The organism is Shewanella sp. YLB-07 (assembly GCF_009377275.1).
In genome coordinates this window covers 218,695-238,616 of record NZ_VOQB01000008.1, presented here as the reverse complement: position 1 = coordinate 238,616, position 19,922 = coordinate 218,695, and the positions used below count along the sequence as shown (strand labels likewise).

Annotated in this window: 16 protein-coding genes and 1 pseudogene; 9 read left to right on the top strand and 8 right to left on the bottom strand. The window is 42.3% G+C overall.

Going from position 1 to position 19,922, the window contains the following annotated elements; all coding sequences use genetic code 11:
• Nucleotides 1-80 precede the first annotated feature (80 nt).
• Nucleotides 81-662, bottom strand: a complete 582-nt coding sequence (locus FS373_RS18605) for a recombinase family protein (protein WP_152830208.1) — start codon at nucleotides 660-662, stop codon at nucleotides 81-83.
• Nucleotides 663-1,198: 536 nt separating this feature from the next.
• Between FS373_RS18605 and fic the strand changes: the two genes are divergently transcribed.
• On the top strand, nucleotides 1,199-2,323 hold the full coding sequence (gene fic, locus FS373_RS18600) for a protein adenylyltransferase Fic (RefSeq protein ID WP_152830206.1): 1,125 nt from the start codon (nucleotides 1,199-1,201) through the stop codon (nucleotides 2,321-2,323).
• A 103-nt stretch (nucleotides 2,324-2,426) separates the two neighbouring features.
• Here the strand turns inward: fic and FS373_RS32780 are convergent, their stop codons facing one another.
• Entirely contained in the window at nucleotides 2,427-2,615 is a 189-nt protein-coding gene (locus FS373_RS32780) for a S24 family peptidase (protein WP_407695650.1), read from the bottom strand.
• Nucleotides 2,616-2,682: 67 nt separating this feature from the next.
• On the opposite strand from FS373_RS32780, the gene FS373_RS18595 reads away from it, so the two are divergent.
• Complete coding sequence (locus FS373_RS18595; RefSeq protein ID WP_152830204.1) at nucleotides 2,683-3,375, top strand: IS6 family transposase; 693 nt, start codon at nucleotides 2,683-2,685, stop codon at nucleotides 3,373-3,375.
• Nucleotides 3,376-3,561: 186 nt separating this feature from the next.
• Here the strand turns inward: FS373_RS18595 and FS373_RS18590 are convergent, their stop codons facing one another.
• A complete protein-coding gene (locus FS373_RS18590; RefSeq protein ID WP_152830202.1) occupies nucleotides 3,562-4,518 on the bottom strand; it encodes a hypothetical protein in 957 nt (318 codons plus the stop codon).
• 1,073 nt (nucleotides 4,519-5,591) lie between these two features.
• Here FS373_RS18590 and FS373_RS18585 point away from each other — a divergent pair.
• From FS373_RS18585 to FS373_RS18555, 7 genes and pseudogenes are all read left to right on the top strand, one after another.
• Nucleotides 5,592-6,722, top strand: coding sequence for a hypothetical protein (locus tag FS373_RS18585; protein WP_152830200.1), 1,131 nt, complete (start codon nucleotides 5,592-5,594; stop codon nucleotides 6,720-6,722).
• Between the two features lie 268 nt (nucleotides 6,723-6,990).
• Nucleotides 6,991-7,247 (top strand): annotated as a pseudogene (locus tag FS373_RS18580) (DDE-type integrase/transposase/recombinase); the annotation flags it as partial.
• A 373-nt stretch (nucleotides 7,248-7,620) separates the two neighbouring features.
• On the top strand, nucleotides 7,621-8,523 hold the full coding sequence (locus FS373_RS18575) for an HBL/NHE enterotoxin family protein (RefSeq protein WP_152830198.1): 903 nt from the start codon (nucleotides 7,621-7,623) through the stop codon (nucleotides 8,521-8,523).
• Nucleotides 8,524-8,679: 156 nt separating this feature from the next.
• Nucleotides 8,680-9,867, top strand: coding sequence for an HBL/NHE enterotoxin family protein (locus FS373_RS18570; RefSeq protein ID WP_144044842.1), 1,188 nt, complete (start codon nucleotides 8,680-8,682; stop codon nucleotides 9,865-9,867).
• 110 nt (nucleotides 9,868-9,977) lie between these two features.
• Complete coding sequence (locus tag FS373_RS18565) at nucleotides 9,978-11,087, top strand: HBL/NHE enterotoxin family protein (protein ID WP_144044841.1); 1,110 nt, start codon at nucleotides 9,978-9,980, stop codon at nucleotides 11,085-11,087.
• A gap of 91 nt (nucleotides 11,088-11,178) precedes the next feature.
• Nucleotides 11,179-13,437 (top strand): hypothetical protein, encoded by a 2,259-nt coding sequence (locus FS373_RS18560; RefSeq protein ID WP_152830196.1) that lies wholly within the window; start codon nucleotides 11,179-11,181, stop codon nucleotides 13,435-13,437.
• Between the two features lie 35 nt (nucleotides 13,438-13,472).
• The gene (locus tag FS373_RS18555) at nucleotides 13,473-14,585 is read left to right on the top strand and encodes a hypothetical protein (protein WP_152830195.1); all 1,113 of its coding nucleotides are present in this window, start codon (nucleotides 13,473-13,475) and stop codon (nucleotides 14,583-14,585) included.
• 252 nt (nucleotides 14,586-14,837) lie between these two features.
• Here the strand turns inward: FS373_RS18555 and FS373_RS18550 are convergent, their stop codons facing one another.
• From FS373_RS18550 to FS373_RS32140, 5 genes are all read right to left on the bottom strand, one after another.
• Nucleotides 14,838-15,764: a HipA domain-containing protein gene (locus FS373_RS18550; protein ID WP_221937461.1), complete on the bottom strand. Its 927-nt coding sequence runs from the start codon at nucleotides 15,762-15,764 to the stop codon at nucleotides 14,838-14,840.
• Nucleotides 15,765-15,961: 197 nt separating this feature from the next.
• The gene (locus tag FS373_RS18545; protein WP_144044838.1) at nucleotides 15,962-16,459 is read right to left on the bottom strand and encodes a hypothetical protein; all 498 of its coding nucleotides are present in this window, start codon (nucleotides 16,457-16,459) and stop codon (nucleotides 15,962-15,964) included.
• A 5-nt stretch (nucleotides 16,460-16,464) separates the two neighbouring features.
• On the bottom strand, nucleotides 16,465-17,223 hold the full coding sequence (locus tag FS373_RS18540) for an Imm49 family immunity protein (protein ID WP_152830193.1): 759 nt from the start codon (nucleotides 17,221-17,223) through the stop codon (nucleotides 16,465-16,467).
• 2 nt (nucleotides 17,224-17,225) lie between these two features.
• Complete coding sequence (locus FS373_RS32145; protein ID WP_227992983.1) at nucleotides 17,226-19,274, bottom strand: hypothetical protein; 2,049 nt, start codon at nucleotides 19,272-19,274, stop codon at nucleotides 17,226-17,228.
• Nucleotides 19,275-19,639: 365 nt separating this feature from the next.
• Nucleotides 19,640-19,804, bottom strand: a complete 165-nt coding sequence (locus FS373_RS32140) for a recombinase family protein (protein ID WP_227992981.1) — start codon at nucleotides 19,802-19,804, stop codon at nucleotides 19,640-19,642.
• Nucleotides 19,805-19,922: the final 118 nt, after the last annotated feature.

The following is a 19,922-nucleotide window of genomic DNA, read 5'->3' as shown; positions in this document are numbered from 1 at the left end:
GAAGTCTTAGGAAAGGATGTTAACGGTCATAAATCGTCAAATATGAAGCAATCAAAACTAATGGCGCTGACACAGGCAAGCTAGGCAATAGAAGTAGTTTTGTTCCAATGTCTTTTCACGGTAGCAATCCCCAAGCCTAAAGCTTCCGCAGCTTTGGATTGAGATAGCCCCACTGCTTTCTTTGCTTGAACTGAAAGAGTTGTGGCGTGGGCTTCTGGTCTGCCCAGCCTTTTTCCTTGAGCTTTAGCTCGTTCAAGTCCTTCTTTTGTTCGCTCTCTAATTCGGTTTCGCTCGAACTCCGCAAAGGCCGAAAACATTTGCAGCATCAGCTTACCCTCTGCGCTTGAAAGGTCTGCTACGGGGAGATCAAGGCAGGCAACCTTGATGCCTTTATCTGTAAGCATTTTAATTGTATTTTGAACGTCTATGTTATCTCGGCCTAAACGGTCTAGCTTTAAGACAACCAACATATCGCCACTTTCCATCTGGTGATTGATTAGCATCTTGAACTTTTCGCGCTTCATAGCTTCAACCGATCCAGAAATCGTTTCACTGATAGTACGAGCATCATTTACTTGATACCCTTTCTGGCGAATAGCAAGAATTTGATTCTCGGTTGTTTGCTCTGTTGTAGAAACACGACAATAAGAAAAGATACGCATTGGTCACTCTCTGTTGTAGGTGGTATCAACTATGGGGGTATCATATAAATTAAGTATCATAAAGGCTAGCCCTCTATTTTTGATACCACATTTTGACATGGAAAACTGGTATCAATATACGAGTGTTTTTTGATACCAGTTTTAGAGGTAATGAAGTTTACTTGTTTAACATCTTCATCATGGTTTATTGAATCAACGCTTCCATCTCAGGTGTTGAATCAGTTCTAAAAAGTAGTTAGTACCCTTTCATGACCTACTCAATACCGTACGTGATGTTCTTAATTAGTACCTTTGGCAAGCTGGTTAGCGTGTAGTAGCAGTATGTATAGGGATTCGCGTTTTCTATACATATAAATTTTACCTGTATAGATATCAGCACTTTCTATACATGTTGTCGCAATCGACATAACGACTCATAAAATGCACTTCATGTCGATTAAATCAACTTTTATAAACATGTTTTCTTTACATGTCGATTGAATCGACATAAGCTCACAGCAATATCTATTTATGTCGAAAAAAAGGGTTTTTTGAACATGAAATGGCAAGCTGAACAAGCATACAACCATATACCCCTACTACCGCTAGAGAGCGATCTTGGGGAGTTAGCCGAAACCTTACCCGTACTAAAAGCCTGTATTCCTGCACGTGCCGCCCTTGCCGAACTAAAGCAAGCGGGTGAGCTGCTGCCAAACCAAGGGCTACTCATCAACCTACTGCCGCTGCTTGAAGCGCAAGGCAGTAGTGAGATAGAAAACATTGTCACTACCACCGACAAGCTGTTTCAGTACGCTCAGGAAGATAGCCAAGCCGACCCCATGACCAAAGAAGCGCTTCGTTATCGCACTGCCCTATACCAAGGCTTTACAGAACTGACCAGCAGGCCTTTATGTGTTACCACCGCATTAGAGATTTGCAGTACCATTAAATCGGTACAGATGGATGTGCGTAAAGTACCAGGTACTAGCTTAACCAATCAGGCCACTGGTGAAGTTATCTATACTCCACCAGTAGGCGAGAACGTAATTCGTGACTTGCTAAGTAACTGGGAAGCCTTTCTACATAATCAAGATGATGTAGACCCACTAATCAAGATGGCCATGGCTCATTACCAATTTGAAGCTATTCACCCATTTACTGATGGTAATGGCCGTACTGGTCGTGTACTTAATATCCTCTACCTTATCGACCAACAACTGCTGAGTGCTCCTATCCTGTACCTCAGCCGTTATATCGTCGCTAACAAGCAGGATTACTACCGCTTGCTGCTCAACGTGACCAGTAAACAAGAATGGCAGCCGTGGATAATCTTTATCCTTAATGCCGTAGAGCAAACCGCCAAGTGGACTACCCACAAAATCGCTGCAGCCCGTGAGCTCATAGAGCACACCACAGAGCATATACGTCTTCAGCTACCTAAAATCTACAGCTATGAGCTAGTACAGGTGATCTTCGAGCAGCCCTATTGCCGCATTCAAAACCTCGTTGAAAACGGCTTAGCAAAACGCCAAACTGCCTCTGTCTACTTAAAGCAGCTATGTGACATCGGAGTGCTTGAAGAGGTGCAATCGGGCAAAGAGAAGTTATTTGTCCACCCTAAATTTGTCACTCTAATGACCAAAGACAGCAATACGTTCAGCCACTATCAGCCTAAAAAGTAAATTTAGAAAGCGATATGATAGCCTTACACTGCAAGCCAGCCCCCCCTTCATTGGCGGTAGAGTCAATGATGTTTAAATGCCAATAATAGTCTCATTGTCAGCATTAAATGGGGGTTGAGAACCAGATAACCTGGCCAATCACTTCAAAATCCTGAAGTTCATTGCAAGGATAAACTTCATCAGGATATTCTGGATTATAACTTTTGAACGTGATCGACGACGGGGTTTCCGTGAGCAGTTTAATTCTTAAATGTTGACCTTGCCTCACCACAAACATCATCCTATCTCTAATATGGGTTCTGTCGCAAATAGCAGTGATAGTTTATGATTTTGCCCCCCCCTCTTCATGATTTTGGTTTATGAAACTCAATTTCTCTGGTCGGCATTATCCGCAAAATATTATCATGCGGGCGCTTCGTTATTACCTGGCCTACAAACTCAGTTACCGAGAAATTGAGGAGATATTCTCTGAGCGGAATATCCATTTTGACCACTCAACCTTGAATCGTTGGGTTATCAAGTATGCCCCTCAGCTCGAAGCCATGTTTAGGCGAAGAAAGCGTCGAGTATCCGGTTCGTGGCGGATGGATGAGACCTATATTAAGGTGAAAGGGAAATGGGTTTACTATTATCGAGCCGTGGATAAATTCGGCGCTATTATTGATTTTTATTTGAGTGAAACCCGTGATGAGCCAGCGGCACGGGCATTTTTCAATAAAGCCATCAACCAACATGGTTTACCTGAAAAGGTTGTCATTGATAAAAGTGGTGCGAATGCCGCAGCATTAGAGTCCATCAATATTCGTCTTTGGCTGTCTGGACATATGCTGTTTATGATTGAGGTTTTGGCTATCAAATATCTGAATAATATTGTCGAGCAAAGCCATCGAAAAGTGAAAGGCAAAATGCATCAATGTTTGGGCTGGAAGTCTTGGGAAGGGACTGAATCGACCCTGGCGGGTTTTGAGCTTTGGTCCATGATTAAGCAAGGACAAATGAACACTACTGAAATGATGACACCATGGGAACCATTTTATTCTTTGGCAGCCTAATTGTATCTGAGAGATACTGCGCCCTCAAATTATAGCGGCGAGATCTCAGTTTGCGACAGAACCCTGAGAGCACTCATGAACCTTCAAGATGCGACAGAACCAGTTACTTAGGCCTTAAAAAGGCCTAAGTAACTGAAGCGACGACTTTGCGGTGAACTCACACCAGAAAGATCACAGCAAATTTTGTTATTCGCTTTCCCAAGCCAAGCTTGCTAAACCTACGCTGGTATCAGTAAATGCGACTTCTCCAGGTGAAGGACTGTAGATGATATTTGCAGTCATTGAAGATGGGGTCACTTTAGGATTTAGTAATCTGAGTGTTTCACCATTCCCCACAGTAAAGTCAGGGCATATTCCTTGGATCCCGGTTAATTGTTCATCAGTAGGCAGAGTTGATACGTCTAGAACATTCAACTTAGCTTTTGTCACCACTGCTAAACTCCAAATTTGATCTAACATTGAAAGGTTGTGTAATTCTGTCGCCTTCCCTTGTTTCAACGATGCGCTAATTAGGTAAACGGCATCACTGATCTGGCTAACAGCCGCCAGGCAGATATTGGAATCAGTAGAGCCTAAAGTCGGATCTGAAAACCGATTTATAATGCTAAAATAAAAGTCAGCTTGTGCATTACTATCTAGTCCTTCCACAAATGCAACTGGCTCTACACCTTCAATATCCGCTTCTTGGGGAGTAACAATCAAATAGCCAGCGTCCTTGGCGACGTTAATATCTCTTTCTAGCTTCCACGGTTTATTACCATCTCTGTTATTCACTTTCAGTTTTAATTTTTCATTCACTTTACTCATGTGGATTTGAATACTTTGATCATGACCACTACGCCACACTTGTTGAGTCATATTAGAATTAGTTTTATTCAAGTTTGAAGAAGTTAAACCTGAATATCCATTGTTTTTAGGTAATCCAATAGAAAAATTAATGCCCTCATCTCTCACGCTGATAATATTTAGATATAAAGGTAGATAATCTTTTTTTACAATTTTAATACCATTTTCAAAGTAAGCAGGGTTTACTTTTGATTGAGAAGGGACGGTTTTATCCCCCTCATCCGAACTTGAACCACCACATGCGCTAAGTAAAGATAAGCTAATAGCTACTGCTGTGGTTTTTATGGCAATGTGCACTTTATATTCCTTTTATCTCCTTCATTAATCACGGCTCATAGAGAGCCACATTGAATACTGCAGAAGATGAGTTGATTTTTGTAGTTCTTAAATTTTGAAGTGGCATGATAAGCATTGGCTTAACAGTGGCGCAGCTTAGCATTTACAAAAGAGCGAGCGAAACGGCTATTTTTCAAAAAATCGCTTTAATTATACTATTTGCTTAGGGTTAGCATTATTGGTATAGAGCAAAAGCTACATAAATTATGACTAATTTTAAAGTTAACTTTAACTGCCTAATAAGACAGCTATTAATAGATTTAAATTGTGATTTAATTAACTCTTGTAGAGTTTAATAGGTATTCTTATTTAACCTTAAGTGTTTCTGAGCTGTGAAATCGGTTGATATTTTATATCTTGAACCAGCTAAAATGATTAATGGGCTCTGGGTTAAACACCCTAAGGGATTCTACGCACTTCCCAGAAATGGTAAAGACGTATCATTAAGGGTTACTAAAATATCGGACTAAGCACTTAGCTTTCCCACCAATAGGAATATCGAGGATAACCCGTGTTATCAATGGATATATTATTTATTATCAATAACACAAAAGTAAGCAGCGTGAATATGATGTGTTGAACCTGAGGTGTTTATTGGTCGCATGGTGTAACATATTCTGCCTAAAGGATTCCAGAGAATTCGTTGTTATGGGTTACAAGCAACAGCGAACTTTAAGAAATGGTATGGGATAATTGAAAATTCAGCAGGGGATTTAGTTGATGCTATGGAATTAGTTCGGCTATATTATTCTAACAGAGGGGTTTTCTATAATATATTTCCGCCTTGATATCTAAGGCTTAGCATTACTCAATTGAATAATTTATTCAGTGTTATTATATGAACCTTAAATTAAGTTTAAAAAGTGGTTCTCGTGAAATCGAAAAGATATTTATTGAGAAAAATATCCATATTGGTCACTCGATTTTAACTGTGTGCTATCAATGTCCGCCGTAACTCGACTCATGTTCAGAGAGAAAGTACAGAATCTCTGGCTCATAGTAAATGAATGGAATCTACGTGAAAAGGTACATAAATGTTTAGAATTGGAATCTTGAGAATAAATAGAATCGACACTAACGCATACTATTTGGTGGATATTTATTATAAGGCAATGAAAACAATTAAAAAGATAATGGCTTTTAACTTAAGCATTATATTGTTATCGGCTTGTGGCGACGCGGGGGCAGCACCTTTAAAAGAACCTGAAATTGATTATGACTTTACTACAGATAAAGAAAGTATAATTTCACAACGTCAGAATATTTTAAATTCATTTAATTTATCGATAGGTGATGATTCTTTTTCTTTATTATATGGAAAAACAACTCTTTCTAAGGATGAAGTCGAAGCTTTTTATTTACTTAAAATAAAGAGTAATGCAGGAAAAGAAATAGATATGCTTATCCCCATCTTAGATAATATGGAGGGGTCTCAGTCTTGTATATTACATATCCAAACAGAACGCAAGTTATTTAGCTGCTCAGCCGATAAGCGAAGCAAAAATGAGGGTTTAATATTAATTCAATCGACTTTAAATGGTAATGATGTGAGATTAGAGTTTTCAGAATATGTTAATTTTATGGGGTCTACTTCTTTTGAGGTGCTAGAGTCGACTGATAATAGCATTACTTTAAAAACTGTTAATGTTTTCCCGGAGTTTGACGAGAGCTCTGATCTCGGATTTTCAAGCTACCTTAAATTAGAACAGTTGGTTAACAGTTTAGATCCTGCTTTAAAAATGACACTCGTCTTTGACAGTATCATTGATGGTTCCAGTGATGATGATATTAACATGTATACAGGGCTACTGATTAGAGAACGACGAATGAACACTATAGTTAGTACTAATGGTTCTGTATTTTCAGGAGGCACCGATTTATTCTCAGCAGGCATTGAGAGAGTTGTTAACAGTAAAAATAGCGATATTGAGATTAGTTTACATAAACAGGTTGGAGTTCATAGTTGGGCTGGTGACGGAAAAGTTGCGTTAGAGATTCCATTTTCTAATGAAAGTCATCATAAACAAGGGTCTTACTTCAATAAAATGCTAGGTGAAAAAGGTATTCCATTTTATTTGTTTACACTAAACGCTGCTCCGACAGAGGGGGAGCATTGGATGACCAGAGAGGAATTGAGTCAATTTGGTTTAGCGGAAGTAAATTAAAAAAATTGGGCTATATGGCGTAGATTCGTAATGCATGTAATAAGGTATCACTTCACTATTTTCAGAAATAGCGAATTAAGGTACCGTCTCAAAAAAACGAACATTTTAGAGGCTTACAAATATAAGATGAAGACTCCCAGAAATATTGGATTTCTTTATCTCAAAAAACACGTCTTAAAAATCAAATTTTCTACAGCTCATATAACTGTTGATTTTTAAGACATTATCCCCAGCATATTTCAAAGTGACAACTGGTTACATGTATTACGAACGGGGGCCTTTTTACCACTCAACCCTGAACCGCTGGGTTATCAAATATACGCCACAACTCGAAGCTATATTCAGGAAGAGAAAGCGTCGAGTATCTGGCTCGTGGCGAATGGACGAAACCTACATAAAAGTTAAAGGTAGGTGGGTTTACTATTATCGAGCCGTGGACAAATACGGCGCTATTATTGATTTTATTTGAGTGAAACCCGTGATGAGCCAGCGGCACAAGCGTTTTTCAACAAAGCCATCGAAAAGTGAAGGGGAAAATGCATCAATGTCTAAGTTGGAAATCTTGGGAAGGGGCTGAGTCGACACTGGCAGGCGTTGAACTTTGGTCCATGATTAAGCGGGGCAAATGGACACTACTGAAATTATGACACCATGGGAACAATTTTATTCTTTAGCGGCCTAGTTGTGTCTGAGGAAGTCCGCCCCCTCAATTTATAGCGGCCCGATCTCTGTTTGCGACAGCAACCTTATGATTATCCATGCGACGTATTCCTCTGTAAGTTGATTATTTGACACAATCTTCAAACATGATACGTCGCTATCCTCTTAGCCCATACACCAGAAATAAGCATACCTCAAGTTATGAATCACAGCAGCAAGGGAAAAATAAGGTAAAGAGATGACATCAACTAATACAACGAATGAAAACCCTGACAAAGCACTAGGCAAACATATCAAAGCAGGCGCAGATGCAGCTGCTATTGTTACCCGATATGCGCAAGCAACGCTAACCGCCGTGCCGGCACTGCCAGACTCGCCATCATGGGTAGCACCCATTGAGGCTCACTTACAAACGGCCAAAGGCCACGCCACTACTTGGTTGCAAAGTATTTGTCCTGACATGTGCACTAACATCCCCAAAAGTATCATTGAATACAGTAGCCACTTTCAAACTAACAGTGGCGAAATATTAAACCTACTGCAACAAATCCAAGGCAGTGGTGGTAAAGCAAACCAACAGCAACGAAACAGTATCAAGGCGTTGTTTAATCAGCTAGGTGCTCACATTCAAAGCCAGCACAAACTACTGACTGCCTTGCAAAACAAAATTAAAAGCTACTCGAACAATATCAAGTCTGATCAAGACGTGTTAGCGGCCGATTTGGGTAATGTTTCTGAAAAATTTGCCGGCGCCAATGAATGGATCCAAAACATCAAAACAGATATGGGCGAAAATTTTCTGCAATCAACCGTATTAGGCCCCTGTATTGCCATTGTTGAGATCAACACCAATATTTCTATCAAAGTACAAGGCAGTGGCGCTAACCCGGCCATTATCACCTTAGTGTTTGCCAAAGCCATTCTAGAAAACCAAACCAACAATGCCGCACCTGCCGAGCAAGCCGTGCAAGCCGTGTTAGACAGCTGGGCCACACTCAATGTCAAAAATGAAGCGGTGATCGCTGATTTACAAAGCGCCAGTGATGATGACTATTGCAATATTTTAGAGCAGGTCGATTTGCTAACCGCCCAAAATCAATGGCAGCAATTGGCGGATTACGCGCAAAGCCTTTTGAACTAGCCATGCGCTGACATAAGGCCAAGGTTGGAAAAGCAAAGGTTGAAAAATCGTACTTAACCGTAAACCCGCAATATTCCGGTAATAAAAGATCCCTAGTTTGGTTTTGCACTATCCGGTAATTGCTAATTTAACTCGTTATATTTAAAGGAAATAAAAATGACTACCACATCAAACCCGAAAAAAAACTTTCAAACTGACGTCACTAAAGAAAAACTAGCTGGTTATGTTAACGCCAAAGCCAATGTCGCCAGATACGTTACCGCCTTACAAAATACCAATATTTCTGGGGTAAACTTTAAAGTTCTTCCTAAGGATATCCAAGATAAGCTACCTGAAAATCCGGCCACCTTGCTCAAAACGGTAAATACTAATCTTGCCACAGCAAAAAACCATGGCCTTTATTGGAGCAATGAAATACAACCAAACTTAACCTTTATCCCGCAAACCATCATCAATTACAGCACTCAGTTCAAAATAGAAGTCGGTATTATTAACCCTTTATTGGTTGCATTATCGGCCAAAGACGACCCTGCCAAACGAGCAGAAGTGAAAGAGTTACTACAAGGCTTGCTAGCTAAAATTGAAGCACAACAAACTTCAATCACCACTGAAATGACCAAATTGAAAAAATTCAATACCGACGTGACTGACGATCATAACAATTTCAGTAAAGCCAATGGTACTTTTGCCGCCATTCAAACATTCGAGAAAGCCAATATCAAGTCATTGAACACAGCGATAACAGGCCTTGATAGCGCTATTTCTTCTTTGAATACCGCCATTACCGCTGAAGCTATTGCCGTGGGCGCATCAGTTGGCTTAATTGCCGGTGGTGGTCTGTTGATGGCAAACGTTGAAGCCACACCAGCGGCTGAAATTGCTGGTGCCTGTATTATGGTTGTCGGTATGATTGGTTTAGGTGTTTCTATTGGCGAACTGGTTTCATCAATCGATAAAAAACAAGCCGCCGAGCAAAAGAAAGCCTTTGATCAACTAGAAGTGACTGAACTTACCGTACAGGTTCAGGCATTGAATACCGTAGAAACTGCCTTAAAAACCCTAGTCACTCAGTCGAAACTGGCCATGAGCAGCGTGCAAGTCATTTTAGATACTTGGGCCACTCTATCTGCCAAAATTTCAGCGGTTATTGCTGATTTAGAAAATACCGAGAAGAAAATCGGCGACATCATGAGCATAGTAGATTTAGATACCGCAGTAGAGCAGTGGGGCCAACTGCAAACATTTGCCAACCAAATGCAAGCGATGGACAGCGCTGTGCTAGCCAAGCCAGCGACAACAATGAAGCTAAACAACGTTGGCGTTAAAGTCAAAAAAGTAGCTTAACACTACTTATTGTTAACCCCCCGCTCAAAAAACAAAAATACATCGGTAATGTGAGTTTTTTAAACCGATTGCCGATGTAAATCATCTTAACTACACAATGGATTTAAACTATGCATACGCTTACTTTTGATGTAGAAGCCGAAAAAAGCCAACTTACACAGATATTTATCGACCGAATTGCCACCCAAGGTTCAATTTTTAACGTACTAAATGTCAATATTAATGATGTTTTGTTTGATGATGTGACCAAAAAAATTCACAATCAAGACAAGTTACTCAGCGACATGAAGAACGATCTGATTATCGCAAAAAAAGATGGTGAGAACTGGTTCAATGAAACACAACCACAATTAACCTTTGTACCACAGGCTGCTATCAACTTTGCTAGTCAGTGGAATGCCAGCATTTCAACAATATTGTCTATTGTCAGACAATCAAGCCCCAATAGAAGCGAATTAGCCGCAATTTTTGGCGGATTTAAAGACAAAATTGACGAACAACTGTTAACCCTAACCAGCTTAATGTCGCACTTGGTTGCTGCCAAAACCGATTTGTCAGCCGATGCCAATAACTTCTCAAACAAGCATCTAAGCTTCAAACAGCTAGAAGAAATCGACAAAGAAAACCTCGCCGCGGTACGTATTAAGCTAAACCAAGTTAAAGCCATGGTGGCGCAATATAATTGTCGTATCGATGTCGATACCATCAAAGCCAATAAAGAATTAGCCATTGCTTCAAATGCAATGAAATACGGCAAGAAATTAGGCAATCCCGGCAAAGTGGTTGGTCTAACTATCGGACTGATTTTTATCGTCAGTGCCGTTGAAACCATTGACGATTTACTGGCAACCGTTGATAACCGTTTTAATGAAGAACAAAAAGAAGGCAAGTATGAGATGGATATGTCATTTTTATCCGCTCAGCTACTGGCGTTAGAAACCGCATCGTCTGCCTTGGCTGGTTTTGTTACCCAAGTTGAAGACATGATCAGTTCTTTGCAAAAAACCATTGACGGCTGGCAACGCGAATCAGCGGTTATGGTCGCCATTATCGCCGATTTAAACGGCGTAACACCCGTTAATGAAATTATCAACGAGTTTGACCTAGGTAAAACCGCCCAGCAGTGGGATGAAATCAGCATATTCGCTGCTAAGTGGCAACATGCCGAAGTATCGCCTGCGGGTCATAACGACTTAGTACTGGGTGGCAGCACCAGTTAACACCTAGCGACAATATATCTGCAACAAGGCTGGATTAACCGTCAGCCTCAGCTCTTATTCACAAAACTCACAAATTTCTTAAAGGTTAATTATGTTAAATTTCCAACTAAAAGGCTCTTACCAAGATAGCACCGGTTATACTTGGGATTATTACGGCGATGATACTAAAGCAGACAGTTTTTATATTGTACCTCGACCGCAATTTGTTACCTTAGCTTCAGGCAAACCGTCATTTCAAATCACCAGTTACCAGCTAGATCAACAAAAAACTGGCGCGCAAAACGGCTCAGGCTTTTGTCGTTTTGATATCGAATTGTCGGTACCGAGCGACATTGAAGCGGCAATCACCAAACAAATCCCGACCGCCTTTCCACAGGCCAAAGCGCCGTATTTGTTTTTGACTATGGATTATAACCCCGACAGCAGAGCCTATTTCGAGTTTGTCAGCGGTGGTGCCCCTATTACCTTCTCAACACCGGTATCAAATTTTGGCAGTAATGTTGCCAGCTTTAATTTACCGATGACCAAAGAGCAGCTTGATACGATTGAAGGCGCCTTTGCCACCAGCGGTGGTGCCTATCAGGTAGATTATCACCTTTCGGTCAAAGCCCGCTTGCCTGCGGTTACCGCACATTTGTCTTTTGATTCGACCATTGCTTATCAGTATCAGGTTAGCCAACCAAGATACAATAGCTGGGGCAATCAAATCAGCCCACGCTCGGTCACCAAACTGCTCAATGAGTCTTCATCTTCTAAGGTTGAGATCACTTGGGGCACCACCAATCCTTCTACGGCTTTACGCGAAGCCGTGGCTAACTGGGCTAACAACACCCTCTCTGATCTAATAACCACTGAGGTGCAAAAAACCATTCAGTTGCAGGGACTCAATAGTGATAATAGCTTTAATATCAATGACGTCAGCAGCTTTAACAGTACTTATAGCGAAAATACCGTTATTAATTGGCTTATCGCCCCAACAGCTGCCTTGCCATCATTTAATTCTTTAAACTTGAAAATAGCTGACTTTGTTAACACGGTGAATGAGCAACAGCAGCAAATGAGCGTGGCCGTGCACTTACCCTTTAGCAGCGACGGTAGCAGCGGAAACCCAGCACCAGCACCGACCTTACCCGGAGGCAAAGTCGCTCAGGCTTTAGTCAAAGACGTTACCGTAAAAGTGTCTTACCCCGGCATACCCGAAGCCGATGCTACCTACACTTTTACCAAAAATGGCAACCATGTATTTACCACGGCCTACGATGTAAAGGCTGGCCCAAACTGGACCTTAAACTACACAGTAAATTATGAAGACACCGCCATGGAAGCGGTCAGCGGCCGCAAATCAAATATTGAGTCCGCAGCTTATACATTAGAGGTTGAGGCCGCCGGAATTTTAACCGTCGATTTTGAAGCAAGCCAAGCTTTTGCCAGTGAGAGTACGCCGCCAACCGAGATTAATATTGCCTTTAATTATGTCTCTAGTAACAGCGATTCACCCAGCATCAGTCGTGAGCTGACCATTAAAAATACTGATGCGACCAAAGCGGCTTCTATCACTAGCTTCGTGCCCTTCCCCATCAATAGTACTTACAACTATCAAGTTACTTATGTGTATGATAAATCTGCTCAGTATATTGCATCCTTGATTCAAAATGCTAATGGACCTAAGCAAATCATTCCTGCGGCAAATGCCGTGCATGCCTGCCCAGTCATTGTTTATGTACCGGCAGAAAGTGCCGGCACAGATCCAATATTCGATGCGACGGTTAACATGTGGTATCAGGGCACGCCGAAAGTACCACCAGGAGCGAAAACCTTGCCAACAAAAGCCGCTCCGGCAACTTTTGATATTGTGCCAGCCAGTAACGCAACCGGCGCATTATTTGGCCGAGAAACCTTTGTTGGTGTTATTAATGGTGATCAACCTTTGGTTTATACCGCCACCATTAGCTCTGCGCAGGGACAAACCGAAATTCCGGAAACCCTACTAAACAATAGCCAACCTTCACTGATGGTATCGCCAACCCAACGCTATTTCACCCTAGAAATTACCCCAGCCGCCATAAACTGGCCGTCGGCAACGTTTAATAGTGCTGAAGTATTGGTAGATATTACCCTGGCTCAAGGCTCAGCAGCAACCCAAGTAACGACTCAGCCCTCTCAGCAAGTATTTACTTGGAATAAAGGGGAAACGGGTAGCAAGTATCTAACGGTGAGCATACAAGCGGGTAACGAAGTCACTTATAACTGGAAGGTCAATTATATTATTCCAGGTCAAACGGTTCAGCATGAAGCCGATAAACATCAGTCTGACTTAATTCTGAACATTCCGGCTAAACCTAGTGCTTAAAGCAAACTATACAGGCAAAAAATATAGGTAAAATAATGTTGATGGACAACACAGCATCATTGCCAGCAGAGGCAATAGCGTTATTGCAAACGGCAAAATCAATATGTCCGGCAGAGGTTGCCGGGGCTAAGCAGTTTTTGCAACTACTCTATCGCTCTTGGCATTTAGGCTCTAATGCTAATGACGCTGAGTTGTCTTCGTCTGTTTCAACTAATGGTGTGCTGGCTAACAGTGCACCAGCTAACAAAGTACCGGCTAACAGCTTATTAACGCCCAGCGGTTACCCGCTGGAGTTTACCTTTCGTTCGAGCAAATCCGAGCTGGCCTATACCGCCGAACCCGGTTTAGCACAAAGTAAGGTCATAGAAAAATGGGCCTTTGCCCACGAGTTAGAGAGCAGAGCTGACACTCAACTTAACCCTTTATTAGCGCAACTTATCGCACAACCAGCGCAACATTTTGGTTGCTGGTTAGGTGTTTGTCATAAAGGGGCTAAACAAAATTTTAAAATTTATCAGGAAGTCACTTCAGCCATGGCCGAGCCAGTGCGCAATCAGCTTTATGCAAGCTTAATGGCTAATGTAAGCTTAACCACTAATGTGAGATCAGGCGCGCTATTCACGCCTACCTTACTTGGGGTATTACCAGCAGATAAAGACACTACCGAGTACTACGGGCAAGTTGAAAACCCCAGTTTCTCTGTGCTGCATAAGTTGTACCGTGCCTCAGGTAAGGCAGCTATTTTACCTTGTGTACTCAATTATCTGGCCGAACTGGCCGCGCTGCCACGCGATGAAGTATTCACTAAACTCAAAATTGGTTTAAGCTTTAAAATAACGAATAGCCAAGTTAGCTGCATAACGCTGTTTTGTCATGCCAGCCAGTTGTTTTCCAGCAACTTTCAGGCACGCACACGTTGGCTGGCAATGGTTGGTCAGCTATCTGGCGAAGCACAACTTTATCTACAGCTAACCGCAAGTTTGCAAGCCGAAAGCCTGTTAGAACATGACTGCCCGCAGCTAGTGCATGGTTTAGTGGGGTTAGGGGCAGGTGATGGCAATCACATTGAATGCTCTATTGGTTTACGACCCTTTTCTCCTTCGCCTAAAGAACAAACAGCAAAAGCTCAAGGTGCAAAGGATGTGTAATAAAAAAATGCTCACGCAGTGGCGTTTAGGACTACCGTTGCGCTTATCTTTTTAATGAAAAGAATAATTTGGGCTGGTTCTTAAAATAGTGCTTATACCATAAATCACTGTAGCCCCATGAATCGCGCAATGAAAACTTAAACATAGAAATTAAAACGCTCAGTTACAAGCTACAATACAACAAAGCTTCCAATATGCAGGTGTAGTGGGAGAGGTGACTAGGTTTCCATATGCCTAAATCAGTGCTATTGATTACAACTCTATCTTCGGGATCTCCTGTGCCTGCTCGGTAAAGTGCTGACAACGAGCCTCAACCAGCTGGTGGTATTTAGCCATATAAGCTTGTTGATCAGCACTTAATTCGCCTAGCAACTCAATCACGTTATTTAGCTGAGCAGTGATTGCCTTCGCTGTTTTATCTAACTGGCGCATAAGCAGCTTACTGTTGATATTGCAGTCATCGGCAAACTCCATGAGCTGATAAGCATTAATTGCATGTGGGTCGAACTCATCCCCTATTGCCATCGCAAGCTCTTGTTCAAACTCTGGGTACATCTGCACATTAACTAAGTCATACAAAGGTGTTGGCTCTAATCCAGCTTTACTGACAAAGAAGCTCATGTTCTTACCGTGGGCGTCATGGTTAAACACACACAAATTGAACAGTACCCAATTCAGCAGGGTTAACTTTGCGGCAATGGGGTTCTGGCACACTTGAGTTAGCTCAAACAGCTTTTTGAGACTGACACCATCACGAATATGAGCAACATCACGCTGCTTACCTAAATTACGCTCGTACTTTCTATCAACTCCCAAGTTACAGGCCTGGCAGGCATCGATAAGATGTTTTCGCTTTACCACGTCATTAATGAGTTTTCGGTCAAATCGCTCAACCACCAGCGCAGGATATTCGTCAAAGTAGTGCAGCTCAACATTGGCTGTCGGCAAGCCTATTAACTGGGCGAGCTTCATTGTTACAAACTCATTAATCACTAAGTGCTGCTGAGTACTCTTTTCAAACTTGATAATATGAGTAGAGCATAAATCACCGCTACCAAAGCCGAACTCACCATTTAGCTGCAAAACGTTAATTTTTGACTGTACACCAGCAACAGAGAGCCTTGGCTTATCATCCCACACCTCCATGGCAAATAAGCTTGGGTCAGTTAAGCGTTGCACTAATTCATGAATACTTGATAAGAAATAGTATCTTAAATAGGCCTAACTCACATTATTAACAAAGAGTCATAATAAGAACCAGCCTAGGCTTTTCCCTTAAGAAGAATGGGAAAGACTATGACATTAATTTGAGAACGCTAAGCCTCAAGTTGCTTCATGGTGTTGCTTTGCTATCTTACAGCGACTCGAATGTATGTTTACTCTTCTATCAATACCACCACGGCTTTGTGTTGGGCAGCAGCATCCCGGAAAGTCACAAAATACTTGTCACGTACCATCTCATAAGCCTGTGGATCCAGCTCACCGGCCTTCGCCTCCACCATATCGACAACCGCTTGTGCATCGGGTGTCGTAATATCAAAATCAATATTCACTGCCATGGCGCTAGATAAATCTTTCACCATGTCGGTAGGGAAAAAGCCAAACTGGCCACTAATATCGGCATCTGGACCGATAAGCTTGTGAGGATAGAAGTTAAAACTGCACATCGGCAATAAATGACTATTTCCCGCTAAAGCATCCCACATTTCAAGGGCGGGCATAAAGCCACGGATATTCAGCTCCAGTGTCTGCCAGCGGATCGCCTCCTCATCGACGATTTCGAGTAAGGTTTGGTATGTCGACTCATCATTCCCTGCGATCTGTGTCGGGAAAGCGGCCTCATCAATCAACAGCAGGTGAATTAAACTACTCATATTGCTTAAGCATCCTTAGCAATTAAAAATAAAGGTAGATACAGTGACTGAGTGGTACAAGACCATCGATGTAAGTCTTGTCCAAGTTTTGCCATGGTAAGGGCATTTAAACACATGAAACCCTGTTCCATCTCTTTTAAGTCACCGAACTTACATTGCTCAGTATGCCAAGCAATGGCCTTATCTATACTGGCTTGCCACTTTACTTGATCGCCATCAACCAGTGCCTGGATAGCTTCAATTAGCGGCAGAATATACTGTAAAACGTCTTTGTCTTTTGCTGTATGGGCTGCAGTTAACGCGACATCTAACAGTGGGGCACTGGGTAATATTCCCGTGCCAATTTTTAGCAATAAGTGGTCGTATAAATAACACGCGTGATTGATGATTTGATTATCGGGTAACGACCACTCACTGTTTTGCAATTGCTGTAATAACTCAGAGGAGCCAAACAAGAGCACAATGTTCATCTCTTGCTGAATGGTCCAATCCACTTTCTGGGTTTTTAATTGAAGATCGAAGCCTCGTAAAAAAGCAAAGGGGGCCGCTTGTTGTAAATACGGTTTTACCTTTTCATACTCTTCGAGCACATAGTGAGCATAAGCTAGTTCTATATATTTCCCTGCAACAACGAAAGTGGCTTGCTGCCTAGAGCCAATATCACGGCTTGTATCTTGTATATGGGGAATTCTTTTTGCTAATACAGTTGGCGCACGCCTAAAAAGACGGTCAAAATCAATTTCTGCTTTATTGAGCTTTAACATAATTATCCTTTCAAAAGAGGTTGTAATTTGCCCGAAGTCACCACACCATCACTCTCAACGGCTTCAATAACCATTTTACTGATCTTGGGATCACCGTCTTCAATTGCATCGATCAAGTCACTGCCTAATTGATTTTTTTGTGGGTATTTTTTTGATTTTCTCATGGAGTTAAAATTAGACTCTACCCATTCATCTGACATTTGCATGCCCTTAGAACTGGTCTTTTGCAGTTTGGCTCCCGGCCCTTTTGCTTCAACCACAAAATATTCCAACACATTGCCATTAGCGTCACGTTTAGACCAAATTTGATCGACACCAGGACCTGGGCTAAAACCTAACTCCATTTGCGCCGGTGGCGGAGGGGTAGCAAAATGCTTTTCCATATACATGGCAGCAGCACGCTCACCTTTCGCTTCGGTTAACTTAGCCTTAAAAGCACCTTGACGACGTTTTGAATCCCCATTAGCGATTGAATTTTCTAGCTTCTTTTTATACGCGGCTTCATAAGCTGCAACATCTTTATAGTGCTGCTCTAATTTTGGATCTTTACGTATTAGTCCAGCAGCTGCAATCTTTTTCTTATCCTTAGTCTGCTTCTCTATATCCACAGCTTCTAGAGGGGTGACGTTCTCTTTCTTATAAGGCTTTGCTTCATGCTGATTATTGATTTTTTTCAGCGATTGAGACATCTCAGTGACGATGTCGATGGTGGCCTGAAGGGCTTTGCCACCTTTTCGTCCAGTCGTGGCTGCGAGCAAGATAGCCGCTGCAACTGGACCTCCAGCGCCTCCGGCTAATGTGCCCACTGCTGTACCACCAGTGACAATGGTAGTATCCATGCCCAACTGAGTTATTTGATATGCCGCCAGTTCCGCGACTTGGTCCTCAGGAAGTGCAGCCAAAATACGCTTAGGCACACTGGCCAGCATTTCACGGCTTGTCGGGTCACTCAGTAACAGAATAAGCGTTTCCATGGACTGATTGGCCGCAGTAAACTTTAGCTCACCTCTCCCCTTCCACTGTTGTAGTTTCGCTTCTAAGGCGTCGATTTCTCCCGTGCTGATGGCCTCTATCAGCATGGTGATATCGATGTCGGCGGCCTCCATCAGTTTGCCAAAATCACCTAAGTCCGGTAGGTATTCGGTGAAACCATTGGTGGCACCCGCTTTTGTTGCTTTGACCAGCTCCCATGATTGAGATAGGTATGAGAGGTTGTCAAACGCTTCACTCTGAGCGTTGAGTTCAGACACTTTATCATCGACTGCCTTTTTGAAAGTTGCAGTGACTTCGGTAATCTTTGACTGCTCGTCAGACAATGTTTGTTTGGCAGACAGTACTTGCTGGGCAACTTGGTTGGCAGTTTCAGTAAGTGCGTTGTCGAGCTGTTGGTATTGGCTCTCAAGGGCTGACTCAGCTTCTGTTTTATCCGTTTCGTCACCAAACATGACGTGAGCGGGATAATTAGGCCCACCTTCGACCATGGCCCAACCTTTATCATTGAGCACACCCTTGATAACCGTATTGCCAGGATCATTAAAAATCACGCGATAGGGCACATTACTGGCATAGGTCTTTTCGCTGTCATCGTAACAAAGCTCAAGTTCTAGCTTAGGCGGTGGCTTAGCAAAGTTATCACTAATGAGCGCAGGCTTAGGTTTACTTTGCGCCTCCCTTATTCGCGATGTGTCAGCGATATAATCCAGAGGCGGAGAAGGATGTAGGTTACCGTTATTATTGGCGGTATAGAGTGAGCTACTGCCTGCTGACTCAAATCGCCGGGTTAGCTGTGTCAGTGTTTGAGCACTGATACCATTGCCGTATGCCGAGTAAGCAAGGGGCTGACCTTGTTCCATGGCAAACACTGGCGAAGTGGGTGTATCACTGAGCACCACACTCTCACCTTGTTCCAACTCGCTTTTTACTCTGTCCAGTGAGCGGCCAGAAGGGGTAATGGCTTGCCAATCACTGTCGCTAAGGCTGGATAAATCTGACTCAATGAGCACCGCATCATGCAGCATTAATGAATCAACTGAAGCTAAACGTATCGACATACTGCGTGACTTCCTGTTACTGCATGGTAAATCGTTCGAGGTAGAATTCTCAGCATGCAGCAAAAAACGCACCAAGATTGTATCTCCAGCGTTTATCTGGCTTTCAGTGTTGAATAGGGTGCAGCTGGGCAAGATATGGCCCAGGATCGAGCAAGAAGTTGCCCAGCGGGCAATAAATGGCCCAGCGATTTTAAGAGGTGAGTCACTGGATTTTACTGATGTTAGGTGTTGTCTCTATGTTCCGATAACTTTCTAATAGGGCGAACTAAGATTATTGTGTTTTGTACGTCAATATTATCTCGGCCTAAACGGTCTAGCTTTAATAATACCACCAGCATATCGCCACGTTCCATGTGGTGATTGATTCACATCTTGAACTTCTCACGCTTCGTCGCTTCAACAGATCCAGAAATCGTTTCACTGATAGTGCGAGCATCATTCACCTCATACCCTTTTTGTCGGATAGCAATAATTTGATTCTCTGTGGTTTGCTCTGTTGTAGAAACACGACAATAGGAAAAAGTACGCATTAGTCACTCACTTTTATAGATGGTATTAAATATAGGAGTATCACAAAATAAAGGCGTCATAAAAGCTACACCCTATAAATGACCTGAGTTTACTGTAAAGCTTGTGGAGTCTAAACTT

What these genes read in the sequence shown, in the direction of transcription:
- FS373_RS18605 (WP_152830208.1), bottom strand. Translation starts at nt 662, where the DNA reads ATGCGTATCTTTTCTTATTGTCGTGTTTCTACAACAGAGCAAACAACC.
- fic (WP_152830206.1), top strand. Translation starts at nt 1,199, where the DNA reads ATGAAATGGCAAGCTGAACAAGCATACAACCATATACCCCTACTACCG.
- FS373_RS18595 (WP_152830204.1), top strand. Translation starts at nt 2,683, where the DNA reads ATGAAACTCAATTTCTCTGGTCGGCATTATCCGCAAAATATTATCATG.
- FS373_RS18585 (WP_152830200.1), top strand. Translation starts at nt 5,592, where the DNA reads ATGTTTAGAATTGGAATCTTGAGAATAAATAGAATCGACACTAACGCA.
- FS373_RS18575 (WP_152830198.1), top strand. Translation starts at nt 7,621, where the DNA reads ATGACATCAACTAATACAACGAATGAAAACCCTGACAAAGCACTAGGC.
- FS373_RS18570 (WP_144044842.1), top strand. Translation starts at nt 8,680, where the DNA reads ATGACTACCACATCAAACCCGAAAAAAAACTTTCAAACTGACGTCACT.
- FS373_RS18565 (WP_144044841.1), top strand. Translation starts at nt 9,978, where the DNA reads ATGCATACGCTTACTTTTGATGTAGAAGCCGAAAAAAGCCAACTTACA.
- FS373_RS18560 (WP_152830196.1), top strand. Translation starts at nt 11,179, where the DNA reads ATGTTAAATTTCCAACTAAAAGGCTCTTACCAAGATAGCACCGGTTAT.
- FS373_RS18555 (WP_152830195.1), top strand. Translation starts at nt 13,473, where the DNA reads ATGTTGATGGACAACACAGCATCATTGCCAGCAGAGGCAATAGCGTTA.
- FS373_RS18545 (WP_144044838.1), bottom strand. Translation starts at nt 16,459, where the DNA reads ATGAGTAGTTTAATTCACCTGCTGTTGATTGATGAGGCCGCTTTCCCG.
- FS373_RS18540 (WP_152830193.1), bottom strand. Translation starts at nt 17,223, where the DNA reads ATGTTAAAGCTCAATAAAGCAGAAATTGATTTTGACCGTCTTTTTAGG.
- FS373_RS32145 (WP_227992983.1), bottom strand. Translation starts at nt 19,274, where the DNA reads ATGTCGATACGTTTAGCTTCAGTTGATTCATTAATGCTGCATGATGCG.
- FS373_RS32140 (WP_227992981.1), bottom strand. Translation starts at nt 19,804, where the DNA reads ATGCGTACTTTTTCCTATTGTCGTGTTTCTACAACAGAGCAAACCACA.